The organism is Aestuariibaculum sp. M13, from assembly GCF_024723255.1.
GTDB lineage: Bacteria > Bacteroidota > Bacteroidia > Flavobacteriales > Flavobacteriaceae > Aestuariibaculum > Aestuariibaculum lutulentum.
This window is the reverse complement of record NZ_JANIAC010000001.1, coordinates 50,836-65,308: the sequence shown is the minus strand read 5'-3', so window position 1 is coordinate 65,308 and position 14,473 is coordinate 50,836. Positions and strand designations below refer to the sequence as shown.

Here is a 14,473-nt window from a genome sequence, read left to right as displayed (position 1 = left end):
GCCATAGTATTTGTTAATATTACCGTATAGTTTTAATAAGAGTAGTGTAAATCACTACTCTTTTTTTATGTCTAATTTTGACTCGTAAAACAAAAACAGTCAATATTAAAAGCTGTAAAAACTAAAACTATGAAAACAATTAAAGTATTATTAGTATTAGCAATTTTATTATGTTCAAAAACCATTTTTGCTAATGATAGCAAAATGAATGACCTTCCTAAAACGGAAACCATCACTGTAGAAATACAGAAGATCCTTAAGAACTCTAATTTAGAATTTAATGAAGAGGTTTCTGCTAATGTTTATTTTACTATTAACAATAAAAGTGAAATTGTCGTATTGTCTATTGATTCTGATTCTGATGAATTAGAACAATTTTTGAAGTACAAGCTTAATTATTGCAAAATTCAGGCTGAAGGCATGGCACCGGGTAGAAAATATTTAATACCGGTTAAGTTGGTTGCATCTATTTAATGAAATTTTGAAACACATAAAAAAGCTCTTAATGAAAATTAAGAGCTTTTTTTGTTTTCTTCTTTTTTAGGAGGCATGGGGCCACGCATATGAATCACCAGACCATTTAAAAAATTTCTTAATATCTGGTCACCACATTCCATATATTTAGGATGGTCTTCTTTTCTAAAAAAAGCACCAAGTTCACTTTTAGAAATTCTAAAGTCTACCAGGTCTAAAATCTTTACAATATCGTCGTCTCTAAGTTTTAAGGCAACTCTAAGTTTTTTTAAAATATCGTTGTTTGTCATATCTGTTATTTGAGTGTCAAAAGTACTATTCCTTTTTGTGAATCAGGCAGGATTAAGATGTGTTTTCTAGCGTTTTTGTAATTTTTGTAAAGATACTTCAAAAAAAGGTTATAAAATTTTTACCATTATTTGATTTTAATATGTGTCTAAGTTATTGTTAATCAATGGGTTGATTTTTGGTTTTTATTGTGCTTAGTTGTTTTAATTTGCTGAAAATCAACTAGGTAATGATGTTGTTTTTAATGTGTTTGAGATGAAATAATTAAAATTAACGACCAAATGCACGCCTGTTTTCGATAAGCGACAAATTATACAGGATTATAAAATTAAGGTAGTTCGTATCTTTATAGGGTAATTAATTAATCCCTTAACTATATGATTAATAGAGTCGAAAAATTAAGTCTCTTATCTGAAATGATTGCTTTTGCTAAGCATGATAAAGATATTAAAGCCATTGAATATAATTTTTTGCTAGGTGTTGCAAAACAGCTTGAAATTTCTCGAGAGGATTTCGACTATCTCATAGAACACCCTATTAATTATATTCATTTAAAATCGCACAGCGAGCGCATTGTACAATTTCATCGTTTAGTACTATTAATGAATATTGATAATGATCAAAATGATTCTAAGAAAATTGTAAAGCTACATAACTTTGGATTACGCATGGGCTTGAGTCATGAATCCATTTCTAAGGTACTTTATTTAATGGAAAGTTTTCCAAATAAAATTGTACCACCCGATGTACTTATTGATATTTTTAAAACGCAATATAACTAGAAAACAAACTAGATATTTTTGGGATGGAAAAGCTAAAGGTATTATACTTTTAGCTTTTCTAATTTTTCCTGATACCCTTTTATTTCATCACGAAGTTTGGCGGCCACAATAAAGTCTAAAGCCTTAGCGGCTTCTTCCATGAGTTTACGCTTATCTTTAATTTTCTTTTCTAATTCCGGTTTTGATAAATATAGGCTTTCTGGTTCAGCAGCCTTGGCAGCTTCTAATTCGTAGCTATAGGTGCTCACCGAATTTTTAGCCAGCGCATTATTTAAGTTTTTATTTAATGCTTTAGGCGTGATATTGAATTTAGTATTGTAATTGATTTGTTTCTCTCGTCGGTAGTTCGTTTCATCAATAGTCTGCTGCATGCTATTGGTAATTTTATCGGCATACATAATCGCTTTACCATTAAGGTTTCTGGCGGCTCTACCAACCGTTTGGGTTAGTGAACGTGCCGAACGTAAGAACCCTTCTTTATCGGCATCTAAAATGGCTACTAGCGATACTTCAGGTAAATCTAATCCTTCACGAAGTAAATTTACCCCAACAAGTACATCAAATAAACCTTTACGTAAATCCTGCATGATTTCCACGCGCTCTAACGTGTCTACATCACTATGAATATAACGACAACGTATTTGAATACGATCAAGGTATTTGGTTAACTCTTCGGCCATACGTTTGGTTAAAGTCGTTACCAAAGTACGTTCATCTTTTTCAACACGCTGCTGAATTTCTTCAATTAAATCATCAATCTGATTTAAACTCGGGCGCACTTCAATAATCGGATCTAATAATCCCGTAGGTCTGATGATTTGCTCCACGTAAACCCCGTCCGATTTTTTTAATTCGTAATCAGCAGGCGTCGCACTCACATAAATCACCTGATTTTGTATCGCCTCGAATTCTTCAAATTTTAAAGGACGGTTATCCATAGCTGCTGGCAAACGGAAACCGTATTCGACTAAGTTTTCTTTCCTACTACGGTCGCCACCATACATGGCATGCACCTGCGAAATGGTCACGTGACTTTCATCAACAACCATTAAATAATCATCCGGGAAATAATCCAGTAAACAGAAAGGTCTCGTGCCCGGCTGTCTGCCATCCAGATAACGTGAGTAATTCTCAATGCCTGAGCAGTAACCTAATTCGCGAATCATTTCTAAATCGAATTCGGTTCGTTCTTTAAGTCGTTTGGCTTCTAAATGTTTTCCGATGTCTTTAAAATAATCATGTTGTTTTACCAAATCGTCCTGAATGTCTTTAATAGCATTTTGAAGGACGTCTGGTGAGGTTACGAACATATTCGCTGGATAAATATTCAGTCGGTCGTATTTTTCAATCACCTGATTGGTTTGAATATCAAACGCCTCAATGTCTTCAATTTCATCACCAAAAAAGTGAATTCTAAAGGCATAATCAGCATAACTAGGAAACACATCTACCGTATCGCCTTTTATTCTGAAGTTTCCATGATTAAATTCGGCTTCGGTTCTGGAATATAAACTTTGAACCAGACGGTGAAGCAATTTAGTACGGGAAATTTCCTGATCGCGTTCTAATGAAATCACATTCTTTTGAAATTCCACAGGGTTTCCAATACCGTATAAACAAGACACGGAAGCCACAACAAGCACATCTCGTCGTCCTGAAAGGAGGGAAGAAGTCGCACTTAAACGCATCTTCTCGATTTCATCGTTAATCGATAAATCCTTTTCTATATAAACCCCGGAAACTGGAATATAAGCCTCAGGCTGATAGTAGTCGTAATACGAAACAAAATACTCTACTGCATTATTAGGGAAAAACTGCTTAAACTCAGAATATAATTGAGCTGCCAGTGTTTTATTGTGTGCTAATACTAAAGTAGGGCGCTGCACTTCCTGTATTACATTGGCAACGGTAAAGGTTTTCCCCGAACCGGTTACACCAAGTAGAGTTTGATATTTTTCATCAGCATTAATGCCGGCTACTAATTGTTTAATAGCTTGTGGCTGATCGCCTGTAGGTCCGAATTCAGATTCAATTTTAAAACGCATGCTACAAAATTACGTAAAATATAACTCTTATCGCTTTAAAGTAAAGTGCCCTGTAAAAGATCTTCCGTCGGTAAGTTCTACTGTAAACCAATAATCATCAGTAGCAAGTAATTCCCCATTAAATGTGCCATCCCAACCATTACCTAACGGATTAAGTTGCTTAATTAATTTACCATAACGGTTATATATGTAGACCAAACTTGAAGCTTGCGAACTGTTTAATCCTTGAATTTTCCATAAATCATTTTGACCATCGCCATTTGGGGTGAAAAATTTTCTATAGCCAATAACGAAGACATCTATTTCGGCTGTTCCGCAAATATCATCTTTTACATAAAGTGTATAATCTCCGGCGCGAACATTGTTAAACACCGGACTGTCCTGATAAGGAAAAATAACAGAGCTATCTTTTGATTCCAATGCAAATTGATAGGTGCCAGAACCTAAACTTTCAGGATTATTTATGGTAACACTATTGTTTTCTGAGATATCTATTACTGTAATATTGTCTTGAGTAATGGTTGCCAGTTCTGAGGCTTTTACAGAGACGGTTTTGGTTGTTGAACAAAGTGTTGTTGGATTCGTTAAAGTCACCGAGTAATTTCCGGGATTAGAAACATCTAAGGTGGTATTGTTAGATATTTCAGAACCTTCAAATGTCCAGGAATAGTCGAAAACTTCGGAAGAGTTACTTTGAACCGGAGTTAAAGTTACTATAAATGTAGGGTCTGATGTGCAAACAATTTCTTCTTCATTTATGGTAAAATCAGGAATCGGGTTTACAATTAAGTCGATAATTGTTGAAGCTATACAATTTGAGTTTTCAGGATTTATAACATTTGCAGTTATGGTTTGGGTTCCAGAAACCAAAGGGTTTGGTAATTCTGTTGCATCGGTTATGGTTACTCCATTTTCGTTTATGTATGAAAAATAGATTTCCATATTTGTTTGATTGCCAAGTACGGTATTTGAAAACGAGGAGGTGTCAAAAAAGTGTAATCCGTCGTTAATGTTTGTTCCATCCTGACCGTCATCACAAAAAGTTTGTGATGCAAAAGGATTAGCAATAGGTTGCTCGTCAATAATAAATTCAAGAGTGGTTTCATCAAAGCAAGCCCCGTCAGGATCTTGTGTAATGTTATTGGTAACTCTTATGGTTATAGTCTGGTTTTCGGTTAAAAACGGATTAGGTAACGGACTAGGTAAAGTATTTCCTTGTTCGTCAAAATATGTGATAGTTACTTCGGCAGGATTTTGATTTCCTAAAACAGTGGTTTCAATTTGTGAGGTGTCAAAAGGAAAACTTAAAATAGTGTCAGCCGTATCGTAGTCACATTCAGCATTCAGCCTAACAGGATTTGCTGTTGGTAGGCTTTCAACAATCAGCAGGTTTTGAAATTCTTTTAATCCTAAACAATCATTACCTAAGTTGCTTTTTATACGCACCCAGATATTTTGACTGTTTGGCGAATTGGTATTTTGATGTGTATCAATATTTAAAACTTCATTGATTTCTAATTCGGCATTGATTTGGCTTTCGTAAAAATGAGCAGTCACAGAGATGGAAGAAAATAAAGTGTTTTCTATATGGGTTTTTATGCTCGACATATCGAAAGTTGAAATGCCATCCCTATCATCTAAACCATCATCGCATTGATGTAAAGGTAGAGGGTTATATGTGTCTAAAGCACTACCGGAAGGGTTTACTTGTAATTCTATCGAAACTATTCGGTGGCATCCACTAGGGTTTTCAACGCGGATATAAACAATTTCGTTCGTGAAAGGGACTTTGTTTTGATAGTTCTCCGGTGTAGTGATATTAATGCCTCTGTTTTCAGCTTCATTTTGATCGTTGTAATAGAGGAATATTAAACCTTCAGCTAGATAATCTGGGTTTATTTCTTCTTTAATATGGTTTAAAGTTAAATTAAAAGGAGCTATACCGTCGTTAGAAGCATCGTCACATTGTGAATATTTATCCGGCATATTAACCACAGGCAATGCGTTAATTTCTATTTGAAAACTGGTGTCTGAATAACAGTCAATAAAATTATTGTTCGTCATTCTAACATAAATGGTTTGTCCGCCAGAAATTGTATTTGTAAACGTTGTTGGATTTAGAATTTTATTTACATATAAAGCATCCGTAAAATAAGTAAGTGTAAACTCGAAAGCAGACTGACCATTGAGAATTTCGGTATCTCTTTGCGTTATATCTATAATGTTAAAACCATCGGTATCTGTTCCAACAGAGCTGTCATCGCATTCCTGAATCGGGGGAATGCTTAAGGCATCTAAAGGGAAAGCAGAATTATAGACTTCTAAATTAAAGTTTGAAATGGCATAGCAATCTGGGTTGTAGTTGTTTTCTACTCTAGTGAAAATTGTACGATTACCGCTTTCATATGTTTCAGGTGCTGTAATTAGAGGAGTGCTTGTTTGAGCATCGGTTAAACTTTCATGATAAGTAATGGTAAACTCAGGAGAGTCGTTGATAAGATTGTTTTGTTGAGTCAAATCGAAAGTTGCGGTTCCATTATTATCGTCATCACATAATTTTAAATTTGGAGCGGTTTGAGCATCAGTAAAGTAATAATATATAGGGTCGGTAAAAAAATTACAACTACTGTTTAATAGATTACCAGCATTATGTGCAAATTTTAACCTGAAATGGTGAAAGCTATTTGAATTTGCAGGAATGGTATAATTTAAAGCACTGGCTGTTTCGTAAGGCAGATCAGTCCAAACATCAGGTGAGGTCGATTCCTGCCATATCATAACAAAGTTACTAGGTATATTAGCAGATAAATTTATGGTCGTATCTGTTGTTCCGCTAAGACAATATGCATCATTATTTATAACATTATTTGTGGCATCGCTAATTTCAATTTGAGGTCCACAAGGGCGCACTTCAATATCATCTATAACTAAGTCGTTTCCTTGTTGTCCAGACACATTGTTTTTAAGCATAAAATAAATGTTCTCTGTGCCAGAAGGAACGGTAAAAACTAATGTTTTTTGGTGCCATCGGTTGGCACCTATTCCTGTAATTGAACCAGTGTCAGTGTCAATTATATTACCTAACGGGATATCATTAGCATCAGTAAAACCAACAATTAACTTAATATTAGGATCTATAAAGTAACCAGGTTCGTTAGATTTTGCGAACCAGGCCGATAGTTCGTATTCAATATCATTACAAAGGCCATCTATTTTTTGGGCATAAAATACGTTTAAATCTGTTCCCGCATCGCAATAATAAAGATAACCGTTTGTGTTTCCAGTGTGGTCTGTAAAACTATTATTCCACCATGCACCACCGGGAGCTGCATCAACAGGATTCTTCATTAAGCCATATTGGTCGTACCCAACGGTGCCATTTCCGCCAACATAGGTATATAATTGAGCAGGTCTGAAATCAGGATGTACATCTGTATTTGGGTCTTGATTTAAAGATGGTCCTAGTCGAGCTGTTCCAGATCCGAAATCTTCGATAAACACCGGATTACCTAATGAGCAGGTTTGAGACATACCTTTTATAAAAAAGCTTAAAAAGCAGAATAGAAAAAGGGTGAATAATTTAGTTTGGTTAGTTGGAGTTTTTGTCATAACTAACAAATATATAAATATTTAGAATTGATTTTTAACGCTTTAAAGAAAAGTGTCCGGTATATTTTGAGCCGTCTTTTAAAACTACACGATACCAGTAGTCGTCATTAGCTAAAGGTTGTCCTTGAAGTGTACCGTTCCATCCAGATTGAGACGGGTTAATTTGTTTAATGAGTTTGCCGTAACGGTCAAAGATTTTAATATCTATATCATTATAAAATTCAGAGGTTACACCAAAAGGTTTCCAATAATCATTAACTCCATCATTGTTGGGAGTAAAGTATTTAGGAAAACCTAAAACAGAAACACGTTTTTGTATCATTCCACAACCATTAATGTCATTTACATACACAGTGTGAATACCTGCTTTAACATTTGTAAAAGTATTACTGTTTTGAAAAGAATTGTTATCTAAAGCAAATTCGTAAATACCTTCACCAGAAACGGTAATGGTTACAGTATTGTTTTCTGAGGCTTGTTTAATATCAATATTTTCAATAGTCGCTATATTTGAAGGTACGACTTCAATAGCATTGCTTTCTGAACAAGTATTGTTGAAAGTTACAGTAACAGTATAAGTTCCGGTTTCATTAATATTAATAGAAGAGGTGTTTTCAGGAATAAGAGTATTATTTAGATACCAAGTATAAGTTGGTGAATGGTTTACTAGATTGACAATTCCGGAATCGATAGTTATAGTTTCAGGGTAATTGTTCAGGCAATACCCGATATTTTCTGAAGGCAGAAATTGTGGGGATTCTAAAACGACAAGATCTACAGTAGAAACGGCGTAACAATCACTGCCGTTTTCTATTTTCACCCAAATGGTTTCCGAATAGGCGGTGGTGTTTTTATATAGATCTGGTAGTGAGTTGGTTTCGGAAAATAAATCGTCTGTGGACTTGTAAAACCTGATTGTAGAATTGGCAGGAACATTAGGTTTGATGTTAGTTCTTAAGTTATCAAGATTAAAGGTTGTGAATCCGTTAGGGGTGTTATCGTCACAGGTCTCAAAAGGAGCAATAATAATGTTGTTAGTTGAAATATCTAAAGTTATTTCTGCTATTGAAAAACATTGATTTTGATTTTCTACACGAGCATAAATAGTTTGTTGAGGTATCGTATTTTTAAATGTAGTAGGGTTTTGTATTTCGTTTTGTTGATTTTCGGCATCGGAAGAGGTTGTGAAGAAATTAGATATTTGTAATGTATTGTCGTTGTTGGTTATCATCTGTTCAGCATCAAACAGATTATAGGTTGTTAATTGATCTAAATCTTCGTCACAGGCAATTAATGTCGTATTTGCAACTATAGGGTTGTCTATGTATTCAATAATGATTTCTCCGTAGGATGTGCAATTATTACCTAAATCTATTTCAATATTGTAAGTTCCTGCTTCAGTTACGGTATAAGAGCTGTTGGTTTCATTATTTAGTTCAATGTTATCTTTAAACCATTTATAGGCAATGCCATTCGATGAACTGGCATCTAAAACTATTGTCTCATTTTCGCAAAGTGGATTACTAGTTGCAATCAACTGGTCTTCTCCTAAATCGGTATTGAGTATAAAACTACCAGCTTCAAGAAATACAGCTGAATCGTAGCGGTAATTTTGTTCGTCTGCAATAACGAGCTTAACATGATAGGTTTCATTAGGTATTGTATTTGCAGTAGCTGTTAATACTGTTGTTTGACCGTTAAAATTAATAGGTGCAGAGGTGTTATTCCAATTGCCAAAATATTCTTCATTCTGAGCAGCACATCCATTTGGAATTTCGGGATGGACTGTAGTCACTTTTACGGGAGTCTGTGTGTTGGGAATAAGTGCAATATTCGTGTATTGTGAGTCGTTCACATTCCGAATTAAAAAGCCAAATAAATCTGAATACTGACATGTGTTTGCATTGTTTTCCTGATATTCTTCGGAGGCAAACAAATAACGGAAACTTATTTGTGAAGCAATAGAGGTGAATTCAAATTCTATGATAGTGGCATTGATAGTGTTACTTTCATTTAAAATGTTTTCCAGATCGTTATCGCCATTCCAGTTATTGGCATTATCATCACTTAAAGAGGTGTTTGGTCCCGGAACATTGGAAAGTTTTCCTGTACTTAAAACAATACCACTTTGAAAAGGAAAGGAGGTTCCTGAAGCGTTAAAATACCCGTAGCTTTGGTCTGTATTATTAAAGTTGCCTCCGCTAACATTGGTCACCGTCACGTTAGTAATACAGTTGCTGCCAATTAAAATATCTTCAATAAGTTGTTGCGCCGTATAGGTCTGGCTGTCTACCTGTACATTTTGACTAAAACAGAGATTGCAAATTATAAGAAAGCTTAGAAAAATCAGGTATTTCATTATAAATGAACTATACCTGTAAATATAAAAACTTCATTATTAATCTATAAGGCTTTTAACGTTTTAGTGCAAAATGTCCTTTCACTTCAAAAGGATTCCCGTTTTGAACAATTTTAGCAACAAACCAATAATCGTTTGAAGGCATATTTTGTCCATTAAAAGTACCATCCCACCCAATTGAATTATGTGTAAGGGTTTTTAATAGTTTTCCGTAGCGATCATAGATGTAAACTAAGGTTCCCGGAAGTTGATCGATACCTATAATATGCCAGGTGTCGAAAGTACCATCATTATTTGGTGTGAAGAATTTAGGAATATCGAATACAAATACTTCGGTAATGACATCTTCACAACCGTTTAAATCGCGTATAGTAACTTGATGAAGTCCGAAGGTGACATTGTTAAATACGTTTGAGGTTTGAGGCTCACCGTTATCTAAAATATACACATAATTACCAATACCGCTTACATCAACGGTAATACTGTTTGGGTCGGCGAAATCGACTTTAGTCGTGAAGTTAATTTCTGCTTCTTCAGATTCAATAAGGCTGAAATCTTTTCTAAAAGAACATCCGTTAAGAGTGGTAACTTCTACCCAATGTGCTCCAATGTCGGCAATGTCTAATTCAATTTCAGGAGTAGTTTCCCCAGTATCCCAAAGGTAAGTGTCTCCTGCGATTCCTGTTTCGGCAATTACGGTTTGCGGTAAATCGTTAAGACAAAGTGGCTCTACATCTTCAACAGGAATAATAGGTAACGGATTGACAAAAATGTTAAACTGAGTAATATCGTAACAAGCTGTTAAATTATTTTCAATGCGAGCAAATACAATCTCTCCGTTAACGGCAGCGTGTAAATCTCCTAAAGGGTTTTCTTTAGCTATAGCATCGTTAATATCGTTATAATAGGTGATAGCAAATTCTGAAGCACTCTGGCTTCCTAAAATGTTTGCATTGTTATCTGTTAAATTGAATTCTAAAAAGCCATCAAAATCGTCGTCACAATCTTCAAAATCCTGTGGCGTATTGGCAACAGGATTCGGGTTAATTTGCAGTTCGAAGGCCTGTGTAACAAAACATCCTGTGCTGCTATTGGCTACTCTGGCATAAATAATAGGGTTGCTATTGGTATAAATGTAATTTGTACTCATAGGAGCAGTGCCATTATCAGCATCAGTTTGAGAATTATGATAGGTAATGGTAATATTATTTGTGTTGTTAACCAACATGCTATTTACCTGAGTTAAATCGTAACTGCTGGAGGCATTATCACAAAAAATAATAGGATCTATAATATTTACTTCAGGAGGAAGGTTTACTTGTAATTCCATAGAAATATAATCATAGCATCCAGTGTCTTCAATTTCAGCCTTTATATAAATGGTCTGACTAGTAGTTAGTGGGTAGTTTGTAATAATTGAACTAGGAATTTCGTTGGTTAACGTCATCGTTGTTTCATCAAAAGTTTCGTAATACGAAATTGAAACATCACTGAATCTGACATTCTCAATATTATAATTTGTAGTTGTTAAGTCTATGGTTGTACTGCCATCGTAATCAACATCACAAACAGGGGCGATAGTTGCTGAAATAATATGTGGTGTAGGGAAGGTAATGTATCTAACCACTTCGAGTAAAGCACAAGAGTTTCCTGTGTTTTCAATGCGTACATAAAACTGACCTTGTCTATTTTGTGCGTTGAAAGCATAGGTGAATTGGTCTGGAAGAGGTGTGCCTGTATTGTTTATGGCATCGTTTTCATCTAAGAAAAACTGAATATTTAAATTATCGGTACTGCCTTGCGCTATCTCCTGACGTTTTTCTTCAAAATTAAAAGTATAATCGTTGGCAGTACTTTGACATACAGGAGGGAAATCGCTAAAATCTGTATTATAGGTTGGGTAGTGTGACAATTCTAAAGTAAATGATGAGGTGGCATTACAACTCGGATCTGAGATGTTTTCGACACGTATGTAAATGGTTTGAGCACCATTACTTGGATACGGATTGTTCTTATTGATTAGGGTTGTATAGTTACTGTCTTCAAAATAATAGACTTCTTTGCCGGTTTGACCATTCAAAATCTCAGCATCTTTATTAGCGAAGATAAAATCGGCAGAAGTAACACTCTGGTCAACACATATCTGGTACGGAGAAATAGTTGGGATGACCGGAAGGGTGTTGATAATGATATTGAATGATTGAATTGAAGGACAAGTCGTGGTTGCTGAAGCATCGGTAACACGAACATATATTGTTTGAGAATTAGCATCGTAACTAGAAGAATTGGTTATGGGTGCTATGTTTGCTTCAGCATTGGCAAGCGATGTGTGAAAACTAATGGTTAAACCTGTTGGGTCTGTAACTAATTCGTTTATAGTTTGATCTAAATTCACTATGGAGAATCCATCTTGATCGTTATCACAAATAATGATATTTCCAGGTTGAGAGGTTGCTGGGGCAACAACCACGGCAATATCGAATGAATTTTCGGTATGACAGCCTGTGTTGGTATTGGTAATACGTGCCCACACTGTAGTTTGCTGGTCTACAAAATATGGATTAGGTAATTGGTTTGCAGCTAAATTTTGTATGGCATCATCTTCCGATGCGAAATAAGAAACTGTAAAATCTGTATTACCGTTTAGAATTTGAGCATCGAAATCATGAAGATATACATCTGCCATACCATCGTTATCATTATCACAATAAGGAACCGGAGCTGGTGGATTGAACAATAAAATAGGATTGACACGCAAAATAATATCTTCCTCTTCGTTGCAACCTGTATCTGTATTTACAATTCTAATTAATAGGGTTGAGGGTTGGGTAGCACTAACATCGTATAAAACATCTTTGTTTATAGCATTGTTGTTGTTTAAATCGTTTTGGGTTTCGAAAAATGAAACTTCAATAGGGAAATAAAGAGTTGGAATTTCTCCAATAATATAATTTTCTACCGCATATAAATCAAAACCAATAGTACCGTTACTTCCAGCTTCATCACATAATGCGAACTCATTGGTGTCTGTTCCGGTAAGAAGTAAATTGGTATGAATTTCTAAAAGAATAATGGCATAGCATCCTGTTGTACTGTCTTCCAAGCGAATAAAAATGGTTTGTTCGTTAGCAATCGTGTTCTGGAAGTTGGTTGGATCTAGAATTGGGTTCGTTCCCGATTCTGCATCTTCCTGAGAGGTATGGTATGTTGGATTATTGAATCCGTTTGCTCCATTTAAAATTCGGCTTATAACTTTAGTTAAATCAAAAGTGGCAAAGCCATCATGATCTGGATCGCAGGCATCAAGATACTGTCGGTCCCTCACAATTTGTGTATTTCCATTAGTAACATTTAGCGTTAGAGTTGCTGAGGTGTTTGTACATCCAGTTTGCGTATCTTCAACTCGAACATAAAGTGTTTCGTTTGGGTTAGTATTGGTATAAGGTGTAATAACAATATCATAGTCATTAATTGCTCCATCTAGTGAATAGTGATAGCTTACCGATAGGTTTGATGCACCACCTGTTATGGTAATATCTTGTTCTCTTAAATCTATTTCGGTACGACTGTCTGGCACGTTATCATTATCACAAATGTCCCAAACATCTGGTTGATTAACATTTGGTAGTGCATTAACAATTAAATCAAATGTTCCGAAGAACAAACAACCATTGTCAGTATCCTCTACGCGTACATAAATTGATGTCGAATTTGTAGTTATAGGAGTTGTAATGTTGTTGGAAGGATTGTTTCTCGAATCATCATCAGAATAATAATATGCAATAGTATAGTTTGTGGGAAGAGTTGATAGGGTATTCTCAACATCTGAATTTTTAGTCGTTAAATCAAAAGTTTCTTGTCCGTCACCATTAGCGTCACATAAAGTGTATGGAGATATTGGGTTCATTGTTAACTCATTGTCAATCGTTACATAAACTTCATCAGTAATAACACAACTTACGCCGCTTATGGTGATTTCAACTCTATATAATCCGGTTAAAGATGTAGTTAAAGTAGGATTAGTTTCTCCAGGTATAACGGCGTTATCCCTGTACCAGGCATAGGTAGCTAAGGGATTTTGTATTTCTCCATTAAGGGTAACACTGCTTGAACAGGTATTAATATCATCTCCAAGTTCCAAGTCGCTAAACGTGGTTGATTCGATAAATACAGCAGAATCGTAGCCAGGATCTCCAGCCTGATCGGCGACAATTAACTTTACATGATATTGCACGTTGGGAGTCACATTACTAGCGGCAGTTAAAACCGTTGTGCTTCCGTTAAAGTTTGTGTTCGCTAAATTGTATCCTGCGAAGTATTGTTCGTTAGCGGCATCACAAATCCCTAATATTTCACTATGGATATTGTTTACGGTTACAGGAGTGCTGGTTCCTGGAACAACAGCAATGTTTTCATATGGAGCTGTACTACCACTTTCACGTATTAAAAAAGCAAAACCATCTGATGAATTACAAGGATAATTGGCATAGTATTCTTCGGAAGCAAAAATGTAATTGAACTGAATCACATCAGAAAGGGCAATAAAGTCAAATTCGATAACCGTAGCATTCACTGTGTTACTTGTTCCTAAAGCAGTTTCAATATCCGGATCGGTGCCCCAGGTTAAATCACCTTCACTTAAATCGTCAGTAATAACCGTGTTTCCCGCAGAAGCCGCATTACCTGTTGATAAAATAATACCCTGGCTTAACGGAAAGTTGGTGTTATTACTTTGGAAACTACCAAAGCTAGGAAAGCCTGTGGCAATGCCATTAAGTGATGTGGTAACATTTGATATTTCAACACAATTACTGGCTAAATTATTTTCTATTAAATCCTGAACTGAAATAGAATTATTCACAGTTATTTGTTGTGAAAAAATAAGATTATATCCGAAAAATATCAGGAATAAGCTA

The 14,473-nt window shown here is 35.3% G+C and carries 7 protein-coding genes; 2 read left to right on the top strand and 5 right to left on the bottom strand.

Going from position 1 to position 14,473, the window contains the following annotated elements; all coding sequences use genetic code 11:
- The first annotated feature begins 129 nt into the window (after window positions 1–129).
- Entirely contained in the window at window positions 130–474 is a 345-nt protein-coding gene (locus tag NO995_RS00285; RefSeq protein ID WP_240571065.1) for a hypothetical protein, read from the top strand.
- A 38-nt stretch (window positions 475–512) separates the two neighbouring features.
- Here NO995_RS00285 and NO995_RS00280 read toward each other — a convergent pair whose 3' ends face one another.
- Window positions 513–764: a DUF1456 family protein gene (locus tag NO995_RS00280; protein ID WP_258225801.1), complete on the bottom strand. Its 252-nt coding sequence runs from the start codon at window positions 762–764 to the stop codon at window positions 513–515.
- A gap of 375 nt (window positions 765–1,139) precedes the next feature.
- On the opposite strand from NO995_RS00280, the gene NO995_RS00275 reads away from it, so the two are divergent.
- Window positions 1,140–1,544 (top strand): TerB family tellurite resistance protein, encoded by a 405-nt coding sequence (locus NO995_RS00275; protein ID WP_240571061.1) that lies wholly within the window; start codon window positions 1,140–1,142, stop codon window positions 1,542–1,544.
- A gap of 41 nt (window positions 1,545–1,585) precedes the next feature.
- On the opposite strand, the gene uvrB is transcribed toward NO995_RS00275, so the two are convergent.
- The 4 genes from uvrB to NO995_RS00255 are packed head-to-tail and all read right to left on the bottom strand — an operon-like array spanning window position 1,586 to window position 14,418.
- Window positions 1,586–3,589, bottom strand: a complete 2,004-nt coding sequence (uvrB, locus tag NO995_RS00270) for an excinuclease ABC subunit UvrB (protein WP_258225800.1) — start codon at window positions 3,587–3,589, stop codon at window positions 1,586–1,588.
- A gap of 27 nt (window positions 3,590–3,616) precedes the next feature.
- The gene (locus NO995_RS00265; RefSeq protein ID WP_258225799.1) at window positions 3,617–7,198 is read right to left on the bottom strand and encodes a T9SS type B sorting domain-containing protein; all 3,582 of its coding nucleotides are present in this window, start codon (window positions 7,196–7,198) and stop codon (window positions 3,617–3,619) included.
- Between the two features lie 34 nt (window positions 7,199–7,232).
- Entirely contained in the window at window positions 7,233–9,557 is a 2,325-nt protein-coding gene (locus NO995_RS00260) for a T9SS type B sorting domain-containing protein (RefSeq protein ID WP_258225798.1), read from the bottom strand.
- A gap of 55 nt (window positions 9,558–9,612) precedes the next feature.
- Window positions 9,613–14,418 (bottom strand): T9SS type B sorting domain-containing protein, encoded by a 4,806-nt coding sequence (locus tag NO995_RS00255; RefSeq protein WP_258225797.1) that lies wholly within the window; start codon window positions 14,416–14,418, stop codon window positions 9,613–9,615.
- Window positions 14,419–14,473 lie beyond the last annotated feature (55 nt).

Coding starts and splice junctions, on each gene's coding strand:
- NO995_RS00285 (WP_240571065.1), top strand. CDS start 130: ATGAAAACAATTAAAGTATTATTAGTATTAGCAATTTTATTATGTTCA.
- NO995_RS00280 (WP_258225801.1), bottom strand. CDS start 764: ATGACAAACAACGATATTTTAAAAAAACTTAGAGTTGCCTTAAAACTT.
- NO995_RS00275 (WP_240571061.1), top strand. CDS start 1,140: ATGATTAATAGAGTCGAAAAATTAAGTCTCTTATCTGAAATGATTGCT.
- uvrB (WP_258225800.1), bottom strand. CDS start 3,589: ATGCGTTTTAAAATTGAATCTGAATTCGGACCTACAGGCGATCAGCCA.
- NO995_RS00265 (WP_258225799.1), bottom strand. CDS start 7,198: ATGACAAAAACTCCAACTAACCAAACTAAATTATTCACCCTTTTTCTA.
- NO995_RS00260 (WP_258225798.1), bottom strand. CDS start 9,557: ATGAAATACCTGATTTTTCTAAGCTTTCTTATAATTTGCAATCTCTGT.